Origin of the sequence: Arthrobacter sp. B3I9, assembly GCF_030816935.1 — a bacterium.
In the GTDB taxonomy this organism is placed as follows: Bacteria; Actinomycetota; Actinomycetes; order Actinomycetales; family Micrococcaceae; genus Arthrobacter.
In genome coordinates this window covers 2,394,363-2,415,673 of sequence record NZ_JAUSYO010000001.1, presented here as the reverse complement: position 1 = coordinate 2,415,673, position 21,311 = coordinate 2,394,363, and the positions used below count along the sequence as shown (strand labels likewise).

The following is a 21,311-nucleotide window of genomic DNA, read 5'->3' as shown; positions in this document are numbered from 1 at the left end:
GGCCTGCATTCCATAATGCGGGGGAAGCGGTTTCCCTGACCGACTTACTATCCACAACGGAGCCCCTACTACATGACCATCACCTCCACCGAGAAGCCCGGTACCCCCGTAGTCGCGATTAACGACATCGGTACCGCTGAGGACTTCCTCGCAGCAGTCGACGCGACCATCAAGTACTTCAACGACGGAGACCTCGTCGAAGGTACCGTCGTCAAGGTCGACCGCGATGAAGTTCTGCTCGACATCGGTTACAAGACCGAAGGTGTCATTCCCTCCCGCGAGCTTTCCATCAAGCACGACGTTGATCCCGGAGACGTCGTCTCCGTTGGCGATCAGGTCGAAGCCCTGGTGCTCACCAAGGAAGACAAAGAAGGCCGCCTGATCCTCTCCAAGAAGCGTGCTCAGTACGAGCGCGCCTGGGGCGACATCGAGAAGGTCAAGGAAGAAGACGGCGTCGTCACCGGTACCGTCATCGAGGTTGTCAAGGGTGGTCTTATCCTCGACATCGGCCTGCGCGGCTTCCTGCCCGCATCCCTCGTCGAGATGCGCCGTGTGCGCGACCTTGCTCCGTACATCGGTCAGCAGATCGAAGCCAAGATCATCGAGCTGGACAAGAACCGCAACAACGTTGTGCTGTCCCGCCGTGCATGGCTCGAGCAGACCCAGTCCGAGGTCCGCTCCACGTTCCTCAACAAGCTGGAAAAGGGCCAGGTCCGTCCGGGCGTCGTTTCCTCCATCGTCAACTTCGGTGCCTTCGTGGACCTGGGCGGCGTAGACGGCCTGGTTCACGTTTCCGAGCTGTCCTGGAAGCACATCGACCACCCGTCCGAGGTTGTCGAAGTTGGCCAGGAAGTCACCGTCGAGGTTCTCGAGGTCGACCTGGACCGCGAGCGTGTTTCCCTGTCGCTCAAGGCTACGCAGGAAGATCCGTGGCAGACCTTCGCCCGCACCCACGCCCTCGGGCAGGTTGTTCCGGGTAAGGTCACCAAGCTGGTTCCGTTCGGCGCGTTCGTTCGCGTTGAAGACGGCATCGAAGGCCTGGTCCACATCTCCGAGCTCGCCGTGCGCCACGTTGAGCTGGCCGAGCAGGTTGTCTCCGTTGGCGACGAGCTGTTCGTCAAGGTCATCGACATCGACCTCGAGCGCCGCCGCATCTCCCTCTCCCTCAAGCAGGCTAACGAGGGCGTTGACGCCGAGAGCACCGAATTCGATCCGGCTCTCTACGGCATGGCCGCTGAGTACGACGAAGAGGGTAACTACAAGTACCCGGAGGGCTTCGACCCGGAGTCCAACGAGTGGCTTGAAGGCTACGAGAACCAGCGCGCCGCCTGGGAGCAGCAGTACGCTGACGCCCAGACCCGCTGGGAAGCACACAAGAAGCAGGTTGCCCAGCACGCTGCCGACGACGCTGCAGCTGCAACGTCCGGCGAGAGCGACTCCGGCACCACCAGCTACTCCTCCGAGCCCGCTGCAACCGAGACCGGTGCAGGCACGCTTGCTTCGGACGAGGCTCTTGCTGCTCTGCGCGAGAAGCTGACCGGCAACTAATTGCCACCGGCCTCCGAGTGATCGAGGGCTAGCTCAAGCGGGTCCCTGCCATGCGCAGGGGCCCGCTTTTGCGTTAGGCCAGGAACTGGGCGGGGTTGGGGCGGCTTTTCCCCGGGGACATGCCCAGCCCTGGGCCGGGCGGATGGGCATATGCGGGTCTATGCCCAGTGGCTAGGCCCGAGGGGGAGCATGTCCAGTCCTGAGGCGTCGCAGGGGGAGCATGCTCAGTCCTGCGGCAGGAAGATTCTTGACGCGGGCCGAGCGCGAGCGCACAGTGTGGAGGTTGCAGACCAAGCTTTCGGAGGGAGCAAGTCATGGTTGAAGCATCAGAAGGGGCCAAAGCGGCGGTTGCTCATAGCGGCGGCCCGTGGCCGAGGGGTATCGGAGCCATCACGCTGTTCGTGGAGGATCTGGCTGTCACAAGACTGTTCTATGAGGACGTGTTCGGCTTGCCGGTGGTGTACGAAGACGACGCTTCCACGGTGTTCCGGTTCGAGAACACCATGATCAATCTGCTCAAAGCCAGCGAAGCGCCGGAGCTGATCCGCCCTGCTGTCGTGGCCCAACCCGAGGCCGGTGCGCGAATGCAGTTCACCATCGAGGTGGACGACGTCGACGCCATGTGCGCGGAACTGGCCGCGCGCGGAGTCGAGCTGCTGAACGGCCCGCTGGACCGGCCCTGGGGAATCCGCACTGCCAGCTTCCGGGACCCCGGCGGCCATATCTGGGAAATCGCCCGTTAGCCGGACCGCGCCGGCCGCCCTGTAGCCACGTGGAACGCGGGTTAGGTCGATGTTGGCTTCGTATTGCGGGGGACTTGTCCAGTCCTGGGTTCAACGAATGGGCATCTTGGCATTATGTCCGGTGCGCGCGTGGAACGTGGGACATGTCCGGCTCTTGTGGTGCGTCCGGGAGGACATGCCCAATGGCTGTGCGGAACGTGGGACATGTCCGGCTCTTGTGGTGCGTCCGGGAGGACATGCCCAATGGCTGTGCCGAACGTGGGTCATGTCCGAACGGGGCATACGACGTTGAGCATGTCCGGTGAGAACTGGGCCCTGTGAGCCTGAACCCTTGGGCCTGATGCCTGAGCCTGGGACCGGGGACGGGCCCCAGCGGGGAGTGGGGAAGCCGGTGCGGCGAACCGGGCTCAGCGCAGCGGGATGTAGGCCCGCACTGACGCCTGCGGGGCCTCGGACGCAGTCTCGAAGACGAGCTCCGCCCCCGACCCGCGCAACAGGGCCAGCGCCGCGCGGTTGCCGGCCGTCGTGCAGGCCTCGAGCCTGGCGGCGCCGGAGGCAGCAGCGTGGGCCGTCACCTGCCGTAGGGCCTCCTGCCCGATGCCCAGACCGCGGCTACTCCGCGCCAGCCAGATCCCGGTTTCGAGGGTCCCGGGTCCTGTCCGCTTCAGCCGGATGGATCCTGCCAGCCCGCCCGCGTACCCGATGGCCCAGCTCTTCTGCCGTGCGGGGCCGTCCAGCCCGGTGGCCGTCCGGTGGTATTCGCGGAACCAGCTGATCCGCTCGGAGTTCCAGCCTGCGGTGCCACCGATGGGCGGCGTCACCTCGTCAGCGTCGGCGTCCCGGACGGCCACGGCGAGGAGGTGCTCCAGCACATCCTCCCCGACGTCCACGAGGAACACCACCAAGGGCAGCTCAGCCGATGGGGACATCCACCCACTCCGATCCGCCGGGCACCAGCGCCGCACGTCCGGCCGAAAGGGCCGCGAGCCGTTCAACGGCCGCGTCCAGGGCCGCCGGATCGTCCGGCAGCGCAAGCCTGAGCACCGTGTTCTGTGCCTCGTAGCTCGTGTCCGCCATGACATAGCCCGCGGCGCGCAGGTCATTTTCCAGCCGGCCCGCCACCGCGTGCGGCACGGCAACAGCGCAGACCCGCAGCCGCCGCCGGTGCACCATCCCCGCCCGGTCCAGGGCAGCCGACACCGATTCGGAGTAGGCCCGCACCAGCCCGCCGGCGCCGAGCAGGATTCCACCGAAGTAACGGACGACGACGGCCGTCACGTCGCTGAGGTCGGCCACGCCGGGGGCGGTCTCGCGTTTGAGCAGCGCCTCGAGCATCGGCGCGCCGGCCGTGCCCGACGGCTCGCCGTCGTCATTGGAGCGTTGCACGCTCCGGTCCGGTCCCAGGACGAACGCGGAGCAGTGGTGCCGCGCATCGTAAAACTCCTTGCGGAGCCCGGCCAGCGACGACCTCGCCTGGTCCTCGTCGCCGGTCCGGTGCAGTACCGTGATGAACCGGGAGCGCTTGACCTCCAGCTCGTGGCGGAACTCCGGTTCGGCCAGCGTGGTGTAGGTCGTGGCCCGGCTCTCCGCCACCACTGCATCTTCTGCCACCGGATCAGTTTAGTCTGGTGGGGTGCTGAAGATCGGATTGACGGGTGGCATAGCCTCGGGGAAGTCGGTGGTTGGCTCGCGCCTGCGCGAACTCGGGGCGGTGCTGGTGGACGCGGACGCGCTGGCGCGGGAAGCGGTGGAGCCCGGAAGCCCCGGCCTGGCGCAGGTCGTCAACGCGTTCAGCTCCGCGGTCCTGACCCCGGACGGCCACCTTGACCGCCCCCGGCTGGGGGCCCTGGTCTTTGGCTACCCGGACCGCCTCGCCGTGCTGAACGGCATCATCCACCCGCTCGTCCGGGAGCGCGCCGCCGCGCTGGTGGCCGCCGCGCCGGCCGGGGCCGTCGTGGTGCAGGATATCCCTCTGCTGGTGGAGACCGGGCAAGGGACCCATTTCCATCTGGTCCTGGTCGTGGACGCACCGGACACCGTCCGGGTCGAGCGGATGGTGCAACACCGGCACATGACCGAAGCGGACGCCCGCTCCAGGATGTCTGCCCAGGCCACGCGGGAGGACCGCTTGGCGGCCGCTGACGTCGTACTGGACAATTCAGGCACGAAAGATGAACTCCGCGACGCCGTGGACCGGCTCTGGAAGTTCCGCCTGGTGCCCTTCGCGGCCAACCTCAAGGAGGGCCGGGTGGCTCCCCGGACGGGAGGTCCCGTCATCATGACGGCCCAGCGGGACTGGCCGGCGCAGGCCGGACGGCTGATCGCCCGCCTGCAGGCGGTGGCTCCTGACGAGATCATGACGCTGGACCACGTCGGATCCACCGCCGTTCCCGGCCTGGACGCCAAGGACGTCGTCGATTTGCAGCTCGGCGTGCACGACATGGCCGCCGCGGACCGGATCGCCCCGCTGCTGGCTGAATCCGGGTTCCCGCGCTGGCCGGGGATCGTCTCGGACAATCCCAAGCCCTCCCATCCGGACCCGGCCGACTGGGTCAAGCGGCTCCACGGCAGCGCCGACCCCGGCCGCGCCGTCAACGTCCATGTCCGCATCGCAGGGTCTGCGGGCTGGCGTTTTGCGCTCTGCTTCCGTGACTGGCTGCGCGATGACGAAGCGGCCCGGGCGGACTACCTCGCCGAAAAACGCCGGGTGGCGAGGCGCCATGTCTCGGACAAGTCCACGGCAGGCTACGCAGCGGATAAGGAGAGCTGGTTCACTGGCCAGGCGTTCCCGCGGATGGAGGCCTGGGCGAAGCGCACGGGCTGGCAGCCGCCGTCGGGAGCCAATGCCGTGCCCCGTACCGCCCAAAGCTGAATCCGGAATTCTTGTCGGTGCCCGGCGGTAGATTAGTTGCATGAGTCTTGCCCAGCAAATCAACCGAGTCGTGGCGCCGTTCGAGGTCATCAGCGAGTTCCAGCCGGCGGGTGACCAGCCGACGGCCATCGCCGAACTGACCGAGCGGATCAAGAACGGCGAAAAGGACGTGGTGCTGCTCGGCGCCACCGGTACCGGTAAGAGCGCGACGACGGCGTGGCTGGTCGAACAGGTCCAGCGGCCCACCCTGGTGATGGTGCAGAACAAGACCCTTGCCGCGCAGCTCGCCAATGAATTCCGCGAACTGCTCCCGAACAACGCGGTCGAGTACTTCGTCTCCTACTACGACTACTACCAGCCCGAAGCCTACGTGGCGCAGACGGACACCTTCATCGAAAAGGACTCCTCCGTCAATGAGGAAGTGGAACGCCTCCGCCACTCCGCCACCAACGCGTTGCTCACCCGCCGGGACGTGATCGTGGTGGCCACCGTCTCCTGCATTTACGGCCTGGGCACCCCGGAAGAGTACATCGCGGGCATGGTGACCCTCCGCAAGGGCGCGGAGATGAACCGCGACGCCCTGCTGCGCAAGTTCGTCTCCATGCAGTACGCCCGCAACGACATGGACTTCCACCGCGGCACGTTCCGGGTGCGCGGCGACACCGTGGAAATCATCCCGATGTACGAGGAACTCGCCATCCGGATCGAGTTCTTCGGGGACGAGATCGAAAACATCTACACCCTGCACCCGCTCACCGGGGAGGTCATCCGGGACGAGACGGAGATGTACGTCTTTCCGGCCTCCCACTACGTGGCCGGTCCGGAACGCATGAGCCGGGCTATCAAGCGGATCGAGGACGAACTCGCCGAGCGCCTCAAGGTGCTCGAGAGCCAGAACAAGCTGGTGGAGGCCCAACGGCTCCGGATGCGCACCACGTACGATCTGGAAATGATGCAGCAGATGGGCTTCTGCAACGGCATCGAGAACTACTCCTCGCACATCGACGGACGCGCCCGCGGGACCGCGCCGCACTGCCTCATCGACTACTTCCCTGACGATTTCCTCCTGGTGATCGACGAATCCCATGTCACCGTGCCGCAGATCGGCGCCATGTACGAGGGTGACATGTCCCGCAAGCGGAACCTCGTGGACTTTGGTTTCCGCCTGCCGTCGGCCATGGACAACCGCCCGCTCAAGTGGGATGAATTCCAGGACCGCGTGGGACAGACCGTCTACCTTTCAGCTACCCCTGGAAAGTACGAACTCGACAAGTCCGACGGCTTCGTCCAGCAGATCATCCGGCCCACCGGGCTGATCGACCCGGAAGTCATCGTCAAGCCCACCAAGGGCCAGATCGATGACCTGCTGGGTGAGATCCGCACCCGGACCGCCAAGAACGAACGCGTCCTGGTCACCACCCTGACCAAGCGGATGGCCGAGGACCTCACCGATTACCTGCTGGGCCACGGCGTCAAGGTCGAATACCTGCACTCCGACGTCGACACCCTCCGCCGGGTGGAACTGCTGCGTGAACTCCGGATGGGCGTTTTTGACGTCCTGGTGGGCATCAACCTGCTCCGTGAAGGCCTGGACCTGCCGGAGGTTTCCCTCGTGAGCATCCTGGACGCGGACAAGGAAGGCTTCCTGCGCTCGTCCACCTCACTGATCCAGACCATCGGCCGTGCCGCCCGCAACGTCTCCGGCGAGGTCCACATGTACGCGGACCGCATCACCGACTCCATGGCCAAGGCCATCGACGAGACCAACCGCCGCCGGGAAATCCAGGTGAAGTACAACACCGAGCACGGCATCGACCCGCAGCCGCTGCGGAAGAAAATCGCGGACATCACGGACCAGATTAACAAGGAGGACGCGGACACCCGGGAGCTGCTCGCTGCAGCGGGCAAGACGCGCGGCAAGGGCAAGGGCGCGTCGAAGGTCCGGTCCGACGGGCTCGCTGCCGCCCCGGCCGAGGACCTCGTGGGGCTGATCGAACAGCTGACGGAACAGATGCACGCCGCGGCGGGGGAGCTGCAGTTCGAGCTGGCCGCCCGTCTCCGTGACGAGGTAGGGGAGCTGAAGAAGGAACTCCGGCAGATGCAGTCCGCCGGGCACGCCTAAGGTAAAGTGGTTCGAACGTAGGGGAGTATCCCAAGCGCTACGATCGTCAACACGCACGGCACAGATGCCTTGCCGGGCGTAGCGGGCAGCCAGGCAGTTCGACGCCGGGCAGTCGGAGAGACTTACACCGCTTAGTCGCACCCTACGAAAGGTATCTTCGTGCCCGAACTTCCCATCTGGTTCGAGGTCGGCTCATTTGTCGTCCTCGGCATCATCCTTGCCATCGACCTGCTGTTGGTCCTGAAGCGCCCGCACGAGCCCTCCATGAAGGAGGCCGGGCTGTGGGTCAGCTTCTACATTGCACTGGCCCTGGTCTTTGCGGGCGCCATGTTCGCGTTCACCGGCCCGGAGTACGGAGGCCAGTTCATCGCCGGCTGGGTGACCGAATACAGCCTGAGCATCGACAACCTGTTCGTGTTCATCATCATCATGGCGCGCTTCTCGGTACCGCGTAAGTACCAGCAGGAGGTGCTCATGGTGGGCATCATCATCGCGCTGGTCCTCCGGGGCATCTTCATCATGCTCGGCGCAATCGTGATCGAGCAGTTCAGCTGGGTCTTCTACATCTTCGGCGCCTTCCTGCTCTGGACCGCTTGGAAGCAGGCCCAGGATGAGGGCGAGGACGAGGAAGACAAGGAAAACCCGCTCATCGCGCGCATCCGCAAGGTCCTGCCGATGTCGGAGAAGTTCGACGGCGGCAACCTGCGCACCGTGGTGGATGGCAAGAAGGTCTTCACCCCGATGCTGATCGTCTTCGTGACCATCGGCATGACCGACCTGCTCTTCGCTGTCGACTCCATCCCGGCGATCTTCGGTCTTACCCAGAGCGCCTTCATCGTCTTCACCGCAAACATCTTCGCCCTCATGGGCCTGCGCCAGCTGTACTTCCTGCTCGGCGGCCTGATGAACCGCCTCATCTACCTGAAGCACGCGCTGTCCGTCATCCTGGCGTTCATCGGCGTCAAGCTGGTCCTGCACGCCATGCACGTCAATGAACTGCCGTTCATCAACGGCGGCCACCACATCGAGTGGGCTCCCGAGATCCCGACCTTTGTCTCGCTGGGAGTAATCATCGGCACCATCGTCGTGGCCGTCATCGCCAGCCTTGCCAGCTCCAAGGCCTCCAAGGCCAAGCTCGACGCCCGCCTCGAAGAGGACTCCCGCAAGAGCCTCAGCGACGTCGAGTAGCCCTGCAGTAATCCCGTAGCAAAAGACGACGGCGCCGGACCCCTGAAGGGGTGCGGCGCCGTCGTCGTTCGGCGTGCGGGAGGGTCAGACCCGGACCGACCGGGTCATGCCGAGCAGCCGGCCGAAAATCTCCTCGCCGTCGTCGGCGATCCCGTCGTGGTGGAAGTCGGCGGACTCCCACACCTGCAGGCCGCGGACCGCCGCCGCGGTCTCCAACGACAGGTCCCGGTCCACGTAGATGTCGTCCGTGTAGACGGCAGCCGCCACGGGAACATTGTTCCGGGCAAGCCGGTCCGGATCGTAGAGCGGCGGCCAGTCCGCCTTTTCCGCCAGCAGGTTCGCGACGTTGCGCAATGGTCGGAGTGCCGGGTCCTGTTCGAAGTACCAGGGGTACACCATCTCGCCGGTCAGCAGCGGCTCCGGCGCGTCCGGCTGGAACTCGGGAAAGTCCTGGAGGACCCGCCACGCGGCCCAGTCGGTGCCCTCGCCCTGGGCGTAGATGGATTCGTGCATGAGGGCATACAGCGGGTTGGCGGACCGGGAAACGATGCCGCGGACCTGTTCGAGGAAGGCGTCCGACAGCCTCTCGCCGTCCGGGGTGCTCACGAAAGCGTCCTCCAGGAGGTGGTGCAGGGCGTCCACCCGGGTGTTGCCGCCCAGGAAGGAACCCACCATCTGGAAGCGTTCCACCGTCAGCGGCGAACCGTCCGGCAGGATCTCCTCGGACTCCCGTAGGTGCTGGGCGATCCGGGTGACGGCCTGCCGGTCCTCCGGATACCACCCGAAGTATTCCGCGTTGCGCGCGGCGACGCGGCGGAAGGTTGACCGGTACACACGGTCCGCCGGTCCGGACAGCGGGGCCAGCCCGCCGGTGATGAAAACCTCACGCAGACCCTCGGGGGCAAAGGAGAGGTAGCTGAGGGCACAGAACCCGCCATAGCTCTGGCCGTAGACAGTCCAGGGCGCCGAGCCCAGGGCGTGCCGGATGGCTTCGGCGTCGGCGACGATGGAGTCCGCGCGGAAATGCGACAGATACCCGGCCTGGTCCGCCTCGTTACCCCGCAGGGGCAGCGTGTTGCGGTCGATGGGGGAGGACAGGCCGGTGCCCCGCTGGTCCAGCATGAGGATGCGGAAGTCGCGGGCGGCTGCCTTGCTCCAGCCGCCCAGGGCAGGAAGCCGGTTGCCGCGCCCGCCGGGACCGCCCTGCAGGTAGAGCAGCCAGGGCAGCTCCGCCGCGGCCTCCTCGCTGTGGTCCGCGGAGACGTATTCGCGGGCGAACACCGTGATCGTCTCGCCGCTGCCGGGGCCCAGGCCGCCGGAGTGGTCCAGGGGCACTTCGAAGTAGTGCTCCACGGTGCGCATGCCGCGGTACTCGTGCCGCGCCTTGACCGTATGCGGAACGGTGCTGGCCCGGGTGCCAGCGGATACTCCGGCCTCCAGCAGGCCCTGGGAGGGGCTGGCCAGCGCGGCCACGGGACGGTCAGCCAAGGGTCTGCACCCGGTGCGAGGTGCCGAAGGATTCCAACGCGGCACCGGTCAGCCGGAAGGCGGACCAGTCATCCATCGGCGCTGCGCCCAGGTTCTTGTAGAAGTTGATCGACGGCTCGTTCCAGTCCAGCACGCTCCATTCCACCCGGGCGTAGCCGCGGTCGACGGCGGTCGCGGCGAGATGCCGGAGAAGGGCCTTGCCGTGGCCGGCGCCGCGCGCCTCGGGTTTCACGTAGAGGTCCTCGAGGTAGATGCCGTGGACGCCTTCCCACGTGGAGTAGTTCAGGAACCACAGCGCGAAGCCCTGGACGTCCCCGGCGTCGTTCTCGGCCATTGTCGCGAAGATCCGGGGGTTCTCGCCGAACAGCGCCGCGTGCAGCATCTCCGGGGTGTTCCGGACGGCGTCCGGCTCCTTCTCGTAGATCGCGAGGTCGTGGATCATCTGCAGGATTGCGGGGACGTCGTTGGCGGTTGCAGGCCGGATTACACTCATTGTCCGAGTTTACTGGCTCGTCCGAGCTTACTGGCGCCTACAGCCGGCTGACGTCGGTTACCCGCAGGACGGCGGTGCCGGTCTCGTCCGAGGCGCCCAGATCCACTTCCGCGGAAATGCCCCAGTCGTGGTTGCCCGCCGGGTCGTCGAAGATCTGCCGGACCTTCCACGTCCCGGGTTCCTCGGTGATGATCAGCAGGCCCGGTCCGCGCGCGTCCGGTCCGGTGCCGATGTCGTCGTGTTCATCGAAGTAGTCATCCAGCGCGTCTTCCCAGCGTTCGGCGTCCCAGCCGGATCCGCCGTCGAGCTCGCCCAGTGCTGTGGCGTCCTCATCCGCGAACAGCTCCACCCGGCGGAACATCTCGTTGCGGACCATCACCCGGAAAGCCCGGATATTGGAGGTCAGCGACGGCGGCGGGGGCGGCGGAGCGTCGTGCGGCGTCGGCACGGCGCCGGAGGTGAGCTCCTCCCATTCATCCAGCAGGCTCGAGTCGACCTGGCGGACCAGTTCACCCAGCCACGCGACCAGGTCCTCAAGGTCTTCGCGCAGGAAGTCCTGCGGGACGGTCTGGCGGAGCGCCTTGAAGCCGTCCGCGAGGTAGCGCAGCACAATGCCTTCGGAGCGGGCCAGGCCGTAGAACTGCACGAACTCGCCGAAGTTCATGGCGCGTTCGTACATGTCACGGATGACGGATTTGGGAGCGAGTTCGAAGTCGCCGACCCAGGGCGCGGCCTTGCGGTAAACATCGAACGCCTCGCCGAGGATTTCCGCCAGGGGCTGCGGACAGCTGACTTCCTCGAGCATGGACATGCGCTGGTCGTAGTCGATGCCGTCTGCCTTCATCGCGGCGACGGCCTCGCCGCGGGCCTTCTTGAGCTGCGCGGAAAGGATCTGCCGCGGTTTCTCGAGCGTGGATTCGATCACGGAAACGACGTCGAGGGCGTACGACGGCGACTCCGGATCCAGCAGTTCCAGTGCCGCCAGGGCGAAGGGGGACAGCGGCTGGTTCAGGGCAAAGTTGGGCTGCAGGTGGACGGTGAGCCGGACGGTGCGCCCGTCCGGACCCTGCTCCTCGGCAGGGATGCGTTCCACGACGCCGGCGGCCAGCAGTTCCCGGTAGATCCCCAGGGCCTTCTTCATGAGCTGCAGCTGGGAGGAGCGGGACTCGTGGTTTTCGGTCAGCAGCCGGCGCGCGGCCTGGAAGGGGTCGCCGGGCCGTTCCATCAGGTTCATCAGCATCGCGTGCGTCACGGTGAAGCTGGACGTCAGCGGGTCCGGAACGGATTCCACCAGGCGCTTGTACGTCGGCTCGCCCCAGGACACGAAGCCCTCGGGCGGTTTCTTCTTGACCACCTGGCGCAGCTTCTTCTGGTCATCGCCGAACTTCGCCGTTGCCTTGGCCATCGCCTTCACGTTCTCGGTGACGTGCTCGGGCGCCTGCACCACCACCGTTCCCGCCGTGTCATAACCGGCGCGGCCGGCGCGGCCCGCGATCTGGTGGAACTCGCGGGAGTTGAGCAGCCGCGTGCGGACGCCGTCGTATTTGCTGAGCGCCGTCAGCAGGACCGTACGGATCGGCACGTTGATGCCGACGCCCAGCGTGTCCGTGCCGCAGATGACCTTGAGCAGGCCCGCCTGGGCCAGCTGCTCCACAAGCCGGCGGTACTTCGGGAGCATGCCGGCGTGGTGGACGCCGATGCCGTGGCGGACCAGCCGGTTCAGGGTCTTGCCGAAGCCGGCGGCGAACCGGAAGCCGGCGATGAGCTCGGCGATCTTGTCCTTTTCCTCGCGGGTGCAGACATTGACGCTCATCAGGTTCTGCGCGCGGTCAATGGCCTCCACCTGGCTGAAGTGCACCACATAGACGGGCACTTGTTTCGTGGCCAGCAGCTCTTCGAGGGTCTCGTGGACGGGTGTCTGCTCGTAGTAGTAGTGCAGCGGGATGGGCCGTTCGACCGAGCTGACGGTCGTCGTCGGACGCCCGGTCAGTTCGCTGATGCCCTTCTCGAAGCGGCTGACGTCACCCAGCGTCGCGGACATCAGCAGGAACTGGGCCTGGACGAGTTCCAGCAGCGGAACCTGCCACGCCCAGCCGCGCTGCGGGTCGGAGTAGAAGTGGAACTCATCCATGATGACTGCGCCCAGGTCCGCGGCGGAGCCTTCCCGCAGGGCCGTGTTCGCGAGGATCTCCGCCGTGCAGCAGATGATCGGGGCGTCCTGGTTCACGCCCGAATCACCGGTGATCATCCCGACGTTTTCCGCGCCGAAGATCTCGCACAGGGCAAAGAACTTCTCCGACACAAGGGCCTTGATGGGGGCCGTGTAGTAGCTGCGCTCTCCGCGGGCCATGGCCTGGAAGTGGGCAGCGATCGCTACCAGGGATTTCCCGGAACCTGTGGGCGTGGCCAGGATGACGTTGGAGCCGGAAGCCAGTTCCATGATGGCCTCATCCTGCGCGGTGTAGAGGGCAAGTCCGCGGCTCTCCGTCCACTCGACAAAGCGCGTGTACAGCTCGTCCGCATCCATTCCCGTCCTGCCTGGGACTCGGGCGGCCGGGGCGGGGAGCTGATCAACAAGTTTCATCATGTTCCAGTTTAGTGGGCGGAACCCGCCTGGATGTCCCGCCCGGAAGCGTTCCGCGCCGCCCGGTGCGCGCCGCTTTGGACCCGCCTGCGGCCCGGGCTAGGCTCGGAGAGCATTTTTTGTCTGGACGAACGCGCATTAGAGGAACACGCATTGGAGGAACACGGTGAAATGGGATCCCGCCAAGTATGTGCAGTTCGGCGACTACAGGGACAGGCCCTTCTTTGACCTGACAGGCCGGATCCACGCGGACAATCCGCGGCTCGTACTGGACCTCGGCTGCGGCCCCGGCAACCTGACCGCCACCCTCACCGACCGCTGGCCCTCCGCGGAAGTGGTGGGCCTCGATTCGTCCGCAGAGATGCTGGCACGCGCCGAGGAATGGTCCGCCAAGAAGCCCCACCTCTCCTTCAACCGCGCGGACATTGCTGCCTGGACGCCCCCGGAAGAGGCGGACGTCGTCCTGACCAACGCCGCCCTGCAGTGGGTCCCCGGCCACCGCGACCTGCTGCCGGGCTGGCTCCGGGCCCTTAAACCCGGCGCGTGGTTCGCCCTGCAGGTCCCCGGAAACTTCAACTCGCCCTCCCACACCCTGATGCGGGAACTGGCCGCGTCCGACGCATGGTCCCACCGGCTCGCAGGCGTGCTCCGCCACGACGACGCCGCGGGTGACCCCGGCGACTACCTCCGGATCATGCTCGACGCCGGCTGCGACGCCGACGCGTGGGAGTCGACGTACCTGCAGCTCCTGCCGGGCGAAAACCCGGTCCTGGAATGGGTCCGCGGTGCCGGGCTCCGCCCCGTTCTGGCCGCGCTCACCGCCGAGGAGGCCCTCCGGTTCGAGGCCGAGTATTCCGCCCGCCTCGCCGAGGCCTACCCGCCATCGGAGCACGGGACCGTGTATCCGTTCCGCCGGACCTTCGCCGTGGCACGCAAGCGGGGCTGACGCATTAACACCGTGGCCTCCTTGAACACCGCGGCCCCTTGAATGCGTCCCGCCCGGGAGGGCGCCGCTTGTCCACCGTCCGGGACGCTGATCTAATTCTCGTCATGGACCACGGACGGATTGTTGACCACGGGACTCATCGCCAGCTGAGGGCGGCGGGCTGGCCCTGCCCGGGTCTCCCTGAGGCACAGTTCGCCCTTCGCGAACAGCGAACCGGCCGCCAGGGGCCGGAACAGTGAATCCGGAGAGCGTCGCAGAACCTTTCCCGGGCGTCTGGAAACCGAACCCGGCCAGCTCCGTCCCGCTGTTCGAGCAGCTCCGGCTGAACATCATTGAAAGGGCCGACAACGGCACCCTGGCACCGGGCACCCGGCTGCCGGCCGTCCGCAACCTTGCCGCCGAGCTGGGGGTCGCGCCGCACACGGTGGCCCGCGCTTACAAGGAACTGGAGGCCGCCGGCATCGTCGCGACCCGCGGCCGGAACGGCACCGTGGTCTGCGCCCGCGATGAAGCGTGGAGCTCGCTCTCGGCCGCCGCCGCGGACTTTGCCGCCGCCGCCAAGGCCCGCGGCGCCAGCTTCGCCGAGGCCGTGCAGCTGCTTGCCGCGGCCTACGATCGCGAATGACGCACCGGTAGCACACCCGTCCCCGTTATCGTCGCTGGGACACAGCCCGGATAGATGTTCGAAGAAGTTTTCGATTAGCATTGGTAGCGTGCCTAAAGCCGTAGCTGAAGATCCAGCCGTTGATATCCAGACCCCCGTTCCGATGGGCTCCGCGCCCGTACGCACCGCACAACCGGGCCGCGCCGTCGACTCCCGTTCCCAAGTGAAGCGTCCGGACATGTCCCGGCTGGTGGTCAAGGGCGCCCGCGAACACAACCTGCGGAACGTGGACCTCGACCTGCCCCGCGACGCCATGATCGTCTTCACCGGACTCTCCGGCTCGGGCAAGTCCTCCCTCGCCTTCGACACGATCTTCGCGGAAGGCCAGCGCCGCTACGTCGAGTCGCTCTCCGCCTACGCCCGGCAGTTCCTGGGCCAGGTGGACAAGCCCGACGTCGACTTCATCGAAGGCCTATCGCCCGCAGTCTCGATCGACCAGAAGTCCACGAGCAAGAACCCCCGCTCCACGGTCGGCACCATCACCGAGATCTACGACTACATGCGCCTGCTGTGGGCCCGCGTGGGCCGCCCGCACTGCCCCATCTGCAAGGAGCCGGTGACCAAGCAGACACCGCAGCAGATCGTGGACCAGTTGCTGGAGCTGCCGGAGGGCACCCGCTTCCAGGTCCTCGCTCCTGTGGTCCGCGGCCGCAAGGGCGAATTCGTCGAACTTTTCAAGGAACTCACGGCCAAGGGCTACTCCCGTGCCCGGGTGGACGAGAAGCTCATCCAGCTGAGCGATCCGCCCAAGCTGGGCAAGCAGTTCAAGCACACCATCGAAGTGGTGGTGGACCGCCTGGTGGTCAAGGAAGGCATCAGCCAGCGCCTCACCGACTCGGTGGAAACCGCCCTGGGGCTGGCGGAAGGCCGCGTCCTGGCCGAATTCGTCGACCTCGATGCGGACGACCCCGACCGTGTCCGGGCCTTCTCCGAGCACCTCGCCTGCCCCAATGAGCACCCGCTGGCGATCGACGAGATCGAACCGCGGTCCTTCTCGTTCAACAACCCCTTCGGCGCCTGCTCTGCCTGCAGCGGCATCGGCACCAAGCTGGAAGTGGATGAGGAGCTGATCATCCCCAACGGGGAGCTGTCCCTCGCGGAGGGTGCCATCGCGCCCTGGTCGCTGGGAACCGCGACGTCGGAATACTGGGGCAGGCTGCTCGGCGGTCTGGCCAAGGAAGTCGGCTTCTCGATGAAGACGCCCTGGGACAAACTCACCGAGGACGCTCGCCAGACGGTGCTGCACGGCAAGGACCACAAGGTTGTGGTCCAGTACCGCAACCGCTTCGGCCGGGAACGCAAATACAGCACCGGCTTCGAGGGCGTCATCCAGTACGTCCACCGCAAGCACCTCGAAACCGACTCGGACAAGGCCCGGGACCGCTACGAGGAATACATGCGGCAGATACCCTGCCCGGCCTGCAACGGCGCGCGCCTGAATCCGGCGTCGCTCTCGGTGCTGATCAACGGCCACAGCATCGCCCAGGTCGCCGCCCTGCCCATGCGCGAGTGCGCCGACTTCCTGAACAACCTGGTCCTGACGGACCGGGAAGCCCAGATCGCCCACCAGGTCCTGAAGGAGATCCAGGCCCGGCTGACCTTCCTCCTCGATGTCGGCCTGGAGTACCTGAACCTGGAACGGCCCTCCGGTACGCTCTCCGGCGGCGAGGCGCAGCGGATCCGGCTCGCCACCCAGATCGGGTCCGGCCTTGTCGGCGTTCTCTACGTCCTGGACGAGCCCTCCATCGGCCTGCACCAGCGCGACAACCGCCGCCTGATCGAGACCCTCACCCGGCTGCGGGACCTCGGCAACACCCTGATCGTGGTCGAGCACGACGAGGACACCATCCAGGAGGCCGACTGGGTCGTTGACATCGGACCCGGCGCCGGCGAGCACGGGGGCATGGTGGTCCACTCCGGGTCCTACAAGGAACTGCTGGAGAACACCGCCTCGCTGACCGGCGACTACCTGTCCGGCAGGAAGAAGATCGAGGTTCCCCAGAAGCGCCGCAAGTACGACAAAAAGCGGGAGCTGAAGGTTGTCGGCGCCAAGGAGAACAACCTCCTGAACGTCGACGCCACCTTCCCCCTGGGCCTGTTCACGGCGGTGACCGGGGTCAGCGGCTCCGGCAAGTCCACCCTCGTCAACGAGATCCTCTACAAGGTCCTCGCGAACAAGCTCAACGGCGCCAAGCAGGTCGCCGGACGGCACAAGCTGGTCCAGGGCCTCGAGCACCTCGACAAGGTCGTGCACGTGGACCAGAGCCCCATCGGGCGCACGCCGCGCTCCAACCCGGCCACCTACACGGGCGTGTTCGACAACATCCGCAAGCTTTTCGCCGAGACCACCGAGGCGAAGGTCCGCGGGTACCAGCCGGGCAGGTTCTCCTTCAACGTCAAGGGCGGAAGGTGCGAGGCCTGCTCCGGTGACGGCACGCTGAAGATCGAGATGAACTTCCTGCCGGACGTCTACGTCCCCTGCGAGGTATGCCACGGTGCCCGGTACAACCGGGAAACCCTCGAGGTGCACTACAAGGGCAAGACCATTGCCGACGTGCTGAACATGCCGATCGAGGAAGGCGCCGAGTTCTTCGCGGCGTTCTCGCCGATTGCCCGGCACCTGTCCACGCTCGTCGACGTCGGCCTCGGCTACGTGCGCCTCGGCCAGCCCGCCACCACGCTGTCCGGCGGCGAGGCCCAGCGCGTGAAGCTTGCGGCGGAGCTGCAGAAGCGCTCCAACGGCCGCAGCATCTACGTGCTGGACGAACCCACCACGGGCCTGCATTTTGAGGACATCCGCAAGCTGCTGATGGTCCTGCAGGGCCTCGTGGACAAGGGCAACACCGTGATCACGATCGAGCACAACCTTGATGTCATCAAGAGCGCCGACTGGATCGTGGACCTGGGTCCCGACGGAGGGTCCGGCGGCGGCAGGATCGTTGCCTCGGGCACGCCCGAGCAGGTGGCAAAGTCCTCGGAGAGCCACACCGCGGCCTTCCTCGCCGAGATCCTGGCCTGAGCCGCCGTGCCCGGCCATCGCCGGGCACGGCGGCCCCGCCGGGGCAGCGGAAGTATTCCGTGCGCGGCATGCGAGTTTCTGGCATCACGGCAGTCGTGAGAAACTAGGCCGGTGACCCATACAACAGTGCCCCTGATCTTCGACCTGGACGGCACTCTTGTCGATCCCGCCGGCGGAATTACGGGCGGAATCGCAGCGGCTCTCGCGGAACTCGGGCTTCCCGTGCCCGGCCCGGCCCAACTGGACGCAATGATCGGACCAAAGCTCAGTCATGCGCTCACCGCAATCGCTGGCGTTCCCGCGCACCAGCTGGAACGTGCCATTACGATCTACCGCGCGCATTACGTCTCCAGCGGCATAGCCCAGAGCCAGCTGTACCCGGGGATCCGGGAGCTGCTGGAAACCTTCGCCGCCGCCGGCCGTCCCGTGGGGGTCGCCACGCAAAAGCCCGAGAACCTGGCGCGCGTGGTGCTCGAACACCACGGCATCGCCCACCTCTTCGACACCATCCGGGGCTCCGCCCCCGATGAGATGGCAGCGGCGGACGCCTCCGCTCCGGCCGGAAAAGCCGAAATCGTCGCGGCCGCGCTGGCAGATCTGGAACAGCAGGCCGCCGCGCACCCCGGGCAGGCCGTGATGGTGGGGGACCGCGCCCAGGACGTGGCCGGCGCCGCGGCAAACGGCCTTGAGTGCATCGGCGTCGGCTGGGGCTTTGCCCTCGACGGCGAGCTCCGCGAGGCAGGCGCTGCTGAAATCGTGCATTCCACCGAGGCCCTGCACGAGTCGGTCCTCCGGCGGGACGCAGCCGACGTCGACGACGCAGCCCGGAGCGAGGTGCCGGCCAATGCCCATGTTTGATGCCATCCGCTGGACCACGCGGGGACTCCTGACGTCCACCTGCCGGCCCACCGTCATCGGCCTTGACAACGTGCCCAAGGACGGGCCGTTCATCGTCGCCCCGAACCACCTTTCCTTCCTCGACAGCGTGATCGTCCAGGCCCTCATGCCGCGCCCCGTTGCGTTCTTCGCGAAGGCCGAGTACTTCAACACCGGCGGCGTCAAGGGGAAGGTCATGAAGTCCTTTTTCGAGGCCGTCGGTTCCATTCCCGTCGAGCGCGGCGAGCAGGCCGCCAGCGTGCAGGCGTTGAAGACGCTGCTGGAGATCCTGGACTCGGGCAGGGGCATCGGTATCTACCCCGAAGGCACGCGTTCACGCGACGGCCTGCTGTACCGCGGCCGGACCGGGGTCGGCTGGCTCGCCCTGACGACGGGCGCCCCCGTTGTTCCTGTCGGGCTGATCGGGACCGAACACCTGCAGCCGGCGGACAGCAAGTCGATCAAGCCGCAGCACTTCACCATGAAGGTCGGCGAGCCGCTCTACTTCGAAAAGACGGGGCCGGACCATTCGCTGCCGGCACGCCGCCAGGTCACTGACCGGATCATGGATGCGGTAGCGGAACTGAGCGGGCAACAACGTGCCACGGGCTACAACCAGAGCAAGGCCATCGAGTAGCAGGCCCTGTCCCGGAGACCCCCGCAGCCTCAGTAGAATTGAACTGTGGCAGATCCAGCGAGTTACCGACCCCAGACGGGTGAGATTCCGACCAATCCGGGCGTGTACCGTTTCCGCGATCCGCACGGCCGGGTCATTTACGTCGGCAAGGCCAAGAACCTCCGCTCCCGGCTCAACTCGTACTTCGCCAATCCCGCCGGGCTGCTGCCCAAGACCCATGCGATGGTCCATGCGGCGAGCAGCGTCGAATGGACAGTGGTCGGCAGCGAACTCGAATCCCTGCAGCTGGAATACACCTGGATCAAGGAATTCAAGCCGCGTTTCAACGTGATGTTCCGGGACGACAAGAGCTACCCGTACCTCGCGGTGACGATGGGGGAGAAGTACCCGCGCGTCCAGGTCCTGCGCGGTGAACGCCGCAAGGGGACCCGCTATTTCGGCCCCTACACTGCCGGCGCCATCCGGGACACCATGGACACGCTGTTGCGCGTGTTCCCGGTCCGCAGCTGCAGCGCCGGCGTCCTGAAACGGGCCGAAGCGAGCGGCCGGCCCTGCCTGCTCGGCTACATCGACAAATGCTCCGCCCCGTGCGTCAAGCGGATCTCAACGGAGGACCACCGCGCCCTGGCCGAGGATTTCTGCGCCTTCATGGGCGGCGAAGCCAAACCGTTCGTCACGAGGCTGGAAAAGGAGATGGCTGCCGCCGTCGCGGAACTCGACTATGAGCGGGCGGCCCGCCTCCGGGACGACATCGTGGCCCTGAAGAAGGTTTTCGAGCGCAACGCCGTCGTTCTCGCCGAGGGCACCGACGCGGACGTGTTCGCGCTGCACGAGGACGAGCTGGAAGCCGCCGTCCAGGTGTTCCACGTCCGTGGCGGCCGGATCCGCGGCCAGCGCGGCTGGGTCGTTGAAAAGGTCGAGGACTTCACCACGCCGGACCTGGTGGAACACCTGCTGCAGCAGGTCTACGGCGCCGAAGCCGAAAGCCAGGGCCGGCTGCCGCGTGAGGTGCTGGTCCCGGCCGAACCCAGCAATGCCCCCGAGCTCGCGGAATGGCTGAGCGGGCTGCGCGGGGCCCGGGTGGACATCCGTGTGCCGCAACGCGGTGACAAGGCTGCCCTGCTGTCCACCGTGCGGGACAACGCCGAACATGCGCTGAAGCTCCACAAGTCCCGGCGCGCCGGTGACCTGACCATGAGGTCGCAGGCACTGCAGGAACTGCAGGAGGCCCTGGACATTCCGGTCGCGCTGATGCGGATCGAATGCTTCGACATCTCGCACGTGCAGGGCACCAACGTGGTCGGTTCCATGGTGGTGGTCGAGGACGGGCTGCCGAAGAAGTCGGACTACCGGAAGTTCTCCATCACGGGCGCCGCCGCAAACGACGACACCGCCGCGATGCACGACGTGCTCACCCGCCGCTTCCGGCATTACCTGCAGGAAAAGTCGGACCATGCTGCGGCCGCCGCACTGCCCGGCCACCTGGCCGCGCTCAACGCCGCAGGTGACGCCGCCGTCGCAGGCGCACTTCCCGGAACGGCAGGGGCCCTCACGGACACCACGACGGCCACGCCCCGGGCAAAGTTTGCCTACCCGCCCAACCTCGTCGTGGTTGACGGCGGCAAGCCCCAGGTCAACGCGGCGGCCCGCGCCCTGGCGGAACTGGGCGTCGACGACGTGTACGTCGTCGGGCTGGCCAAGCGGCTCGAAGAGGTCTGGCTGCCGGACAGCGACTTCCCGGTCATCCTGCCGCGTGCCTCGGCGGGGCTGTACCTCCTGCAGCGCATCCGTGACGAAGCACACCGCTTCGCGATCTCCTTCCACCGGCAGAAACGCGGCAAGGCGATGACCGTATCCGCCCTGGACAGCGTTCCGGGCCTGGGCGCCTCCAAGCGGAAGGCACTTCTGGCGGAGTTCGGCTCGGTCAAGAGCATCAGGGCCGCGACGGCTGCCGAGCTCACCGTGGCCAAGGGCATCGGCCCCTCCCTCGCCGAGGCGATCGTGCGGCACTTCAGCGAGGAGGACTCCGCCGGGGCCCCCGCCCTGCCTGCCATCAACATGACCACGGGTGAAATCCTCGAAACTTAGCTAGGACCAGCAAATTTAGCTAGGGTAAGGACTTGGGCAATGG

The 21,311-nt window shown here is 66.6% G+C and carries 16 protein-coding genes; 11 read left to right on the top strand and 5 right to left on the bottom strand.

Annotated features, from left to right (window positions below; genetic code table 11):
* The first annotated feature begins 72 nt into the window (after positions 1–72).
* The gene (gene rpsA, locus QFZ65_RS11360) at positions 73–1,548 is read left to right on the top strand and encodes a 30S ribosomal protein S1 (protein ID WP_306910457.1); all 1,476 of its coding nucleotides are present in this window, start codon (positions 73–75) and stop codon (positions 1,546–1,548) included.
* A 314-nt stretch (positions 1,549–1,862) separates the two neighbouring features.
* On the top strand, positions 1,863–2,291 hold the full coding sequence (locus QFZ65_RS11355; RefSeq protein ID WP_306910455.1) for a VOC family protein: 429 nt from the start codon (positions 1,863–1,865) through the stop codon (positions 2,289–2,291).
* A 407-nt stretch (positions 2,292–2,698) separates the two neighbouring features.
* Here QFZ65_RS11355 and QFZ65_RS11350 read toward each other — a convergent pair whose 3' ends face one another.
* Both QFZ65_RS11350 and QFZ65_RS11345 read right to left on the bottom strand, forming a co-directional pair.
* Positions 2,699–3,220: a GNAT family N-acetyltransferase gene (locus tag QFZ65_RS11350; protein WP_306910453.1), complete on the bottom strand. Its 522-nt coding sequence runs from the start codon at positions 3,218–3,220 to the stop codon at positions 2,699–2,701.
* Positions 3,204–3,902: a YigZ family protein gene (locus QFZ65_RS11345; protein ID WP_306910451.1), complete on the bottom strand. Its 699-nt coding sequence runs from the start codon at positions 3,900–3,902 to the stop codon at positions 3,204–3,206. Before QFZ65_RS11345 ends, QFZ65_RS11350 begins: the two co-directional genes overlap by 17 nt.
* Positions 3,903–3,924: 22 nt before the next feature.
* Here QFZ65_RS11345 and coaE point away from each other — a divergent pair, with 22 nt between their 5' ends.
* The 3 genes from coaE to QFZ65_RS11330 all read left to right on the top strand — a co-directional run bounded on the left by coaE (position 3,925) and on the right by QFZ65_RS11330 (position 8,473).
* The gene (gene coaE / locus QFZ65_RS11340) at positions 3,925–5,163 is read left to right on the top strand and encodes a dephospho-CoA kinase (protein WP_306910449.1); all 1,239 of its coding nucleotides are present in this window, start codon (positions 3,925–3,927) and stop codon (positions 5,161–5,163) included.
* A 40-nt stretch (positions 5,164–5,203) separates the two neighbouring features.
* Complete coding sequence (gene uvrB / locus QFZ65_RS11335; RefSeq protein ID WP_306910448.1) at positions 5,204–7,285, top strand: excinuclease ABC subunit UvrB; 2,082 nt, start codon at positions 5,204–5,206, stop codon at positions 7,283–7,285.
* 159 nt (positions 7,286–7,444) lie between these two features.
* Positions 7,445–8,473 (top strand): TerC family protein, encoded by a 1,029-nt coding sequence (locus QFZ65_RS11330; RefSeq protein ID WP_306910446.1) that lies wholly within the window; start codon positions 7,445–7,447, stop codon positions 8,471–8,473.
* Between the two features lie 84 nt (positions 8,474–8,557).
* Here the strand turns inward: QFZ65_RS11330 and QFZ65_RS11325 are convergent, their stop codons facing one another.
* The 3 genes from QFZ65_RS11325 to QFZ65_RS11315 form a co-directional block, all read right to left on the bottom strand.
* Positions 8,558–9,835 carry an alpha/beta fold hydrolase gene (locus QFZ65_RS11325; protein WP_306912558.1) on the bottom strand — a complete coding sequence of 426 codons (1,278 nt, stop codon included), beginning with the start codon at positions 9,833–9,835 and terminating at the stop codon, positions 8,558–8,560.
* Positions 9,836–9,953: 118 nt separating this feature from the next.
* A complete protein-coding gene (locus QFZ65_RS11320) occupies positions 9,954–10,454 on the bottom strand; it encodes a GNAT family N-acetyltransferase (protein WP_306910444.1) in 501 nt (166 codons plus the stop codon).
* Between the two features lie 37 nt (positions 10,455–10,491).
* Entirely contained in the window at positions 10,492–13,038 is a 2,547-nt protein-coding gene (locus QFZ65_RS11315; RefSeq protein WP_306912557.1) for an RNA helicase, read from the bottom strand.
* Positions 13,039–13,204: 166 nt separating this feature from the next.
* On the opposite strand from QFZ65_RS11315, the gene QFZ65_RS11310 reads away from it, so the two are divergent.
* The 6 genes from QFZ65_RS11310 (at position 13,205) to uvrC (ending at position 21,268) form a co-directional block, all read left to right on the top strand.
* Complete coding sequence (locus QFZ65_RS11310) at positions 13,205–13,984, top strand: trans-aconitate 2-methyltransferase (protein ID WP_306910442.1); 780 nt, start codon at positions 13,205–13,207, stop codon at positions 13,982–13,984.
* 235 nt (positions 13,985–14,219) lie between these two features.
* Positions 14,220–14,609: a GntR family transcriptional regulator gene (locus tag QFZ65_RS11305; RefSeq protein WP_306910440.1), complete on the top strand. Its 390-nt coding sequence runs from the start codon at positions 14,220–14,222 to the stop codon at positions 14,607–14,609.
* Positions 14,610–14,826: 217 nt separating this feature from the next.
* The gene (gene uvrA, locus QFZ65_RS11300) at positions 14,827–17,667 is read left to right on the top strand and encodes an excinuclease ABC subunit UvrA (protein ID WP_306912556.1); all 2,841 of its coding nucleotides are present in this window, start codon (positions 14,827–14,829) and stop codon (positions 17,665–17,667) included.
* A gap of 111 nt (positions 17,668–17,778) precedes the next feature.
* Positions 17,779–18,525: an HAD hydrolase-like protein gene (locus QFZ65_RS11295; RefSeq protein ID WP_306910438.1), complete on the top strand. Its 747-nt coding sequence runs from the start codon at positions 17,779–17,781 to the stop codon at positions 18,523–18,525.
* Positions 18,512–19,180 (top strand): 1-acyl-sn-glycerol-3-phosphate acyltransferase, encoded by a 669-nt coding sequence (locus QFZ65_RS11290; RefSeq protein WP_306910437.1) that lies wholly within the window; start codon positions 18,512–18,514, stop codon positions 19,178–19,180. The genes QFZ65_RS11295 and QFZ65_RS11290 overlap by 14 nt, the downstream gene beginning before the upstream one ends.
* A gap of 45 nt (positions 19,181–19,225) precedes the next feature.
* Positions 19,226–21,268 carry an excinuclease ABC subunit UvrC gene (gene uvrC, locus QFZ65_RS11285; protein ID WP_306910435.1) on the top strand — a complete coding sequence of 681 codons (2,043 nt, stop codon included), beginning with the start codon at positions 19,226–19,228 and terminating at the stop codon, positions 21,266–21,268.
* Positions 21,269–21,311: the final 43 nt, after the last annotated feature.

Coding starts and splice junctions, on each gene's coding strand:
- QFZ65_RS11355 (WP_306910455.1), top strand. CDS start 1,863: ATGGTTGAAGCATCAGAAGGGGCCAAAGCGGCGGTTGCTCATAGCGGC.
- QFZ65_RS11320 (WP_306910444.1), bottom strand. CDS start 10,454: ATGAGTGTAATCCGGCCTGCAACCGCCAACGACGTCCCCGCAATCCTG.
- uvrB (WP_306910448.1), top strand. CDS start 5,204: ATGAGTCTTGCCCAGCAAATCAACCGAGTCGTGGCGCCGTTCGAGGTC.
- uvrA (WP_306912556.1), top strand. CDS start 14,827: ATGTCCCGGCTGGTGGTCAAGGGCGCCCGCGAACACAACCTGCGGAAC.
- rpsA (WP_306910457.1), top strand. CDS start 73: ATGACCATCACCTCCACCGAGAAGCCCGGTACCCCCGTAGTCGCGATT.
- QFZ65_RS11290 (WP_306910437.1), top strand. CDS start 18,512: ATGCCCATGTTTGATGCCATCCGCTGGACCACGCGGGGACTCCTGACG.
- QFZ65_RS11325 (WP_306912558.1), bottom strand. CDS start 9,835: ATGCGCACCGTGGAGCACTACTTCGAAGTGCCCCTGGACCACTCCGGC.
- QFZ65_RS11315 (WP_306912557.1), bottom strand. CDS start 13,038: ATGAAACTTGTTGATCAGCTCCCCGCCCCGGCCGCCCGAGTCCCAGGC.
- QFZ65_RS11350 (WP_306910453.1), bottom strand. CDS start 3,220: ATGTCCCCATCGGCTGAGCTGCCCTTGGTGGTGTTCCTCGTGGACGTC.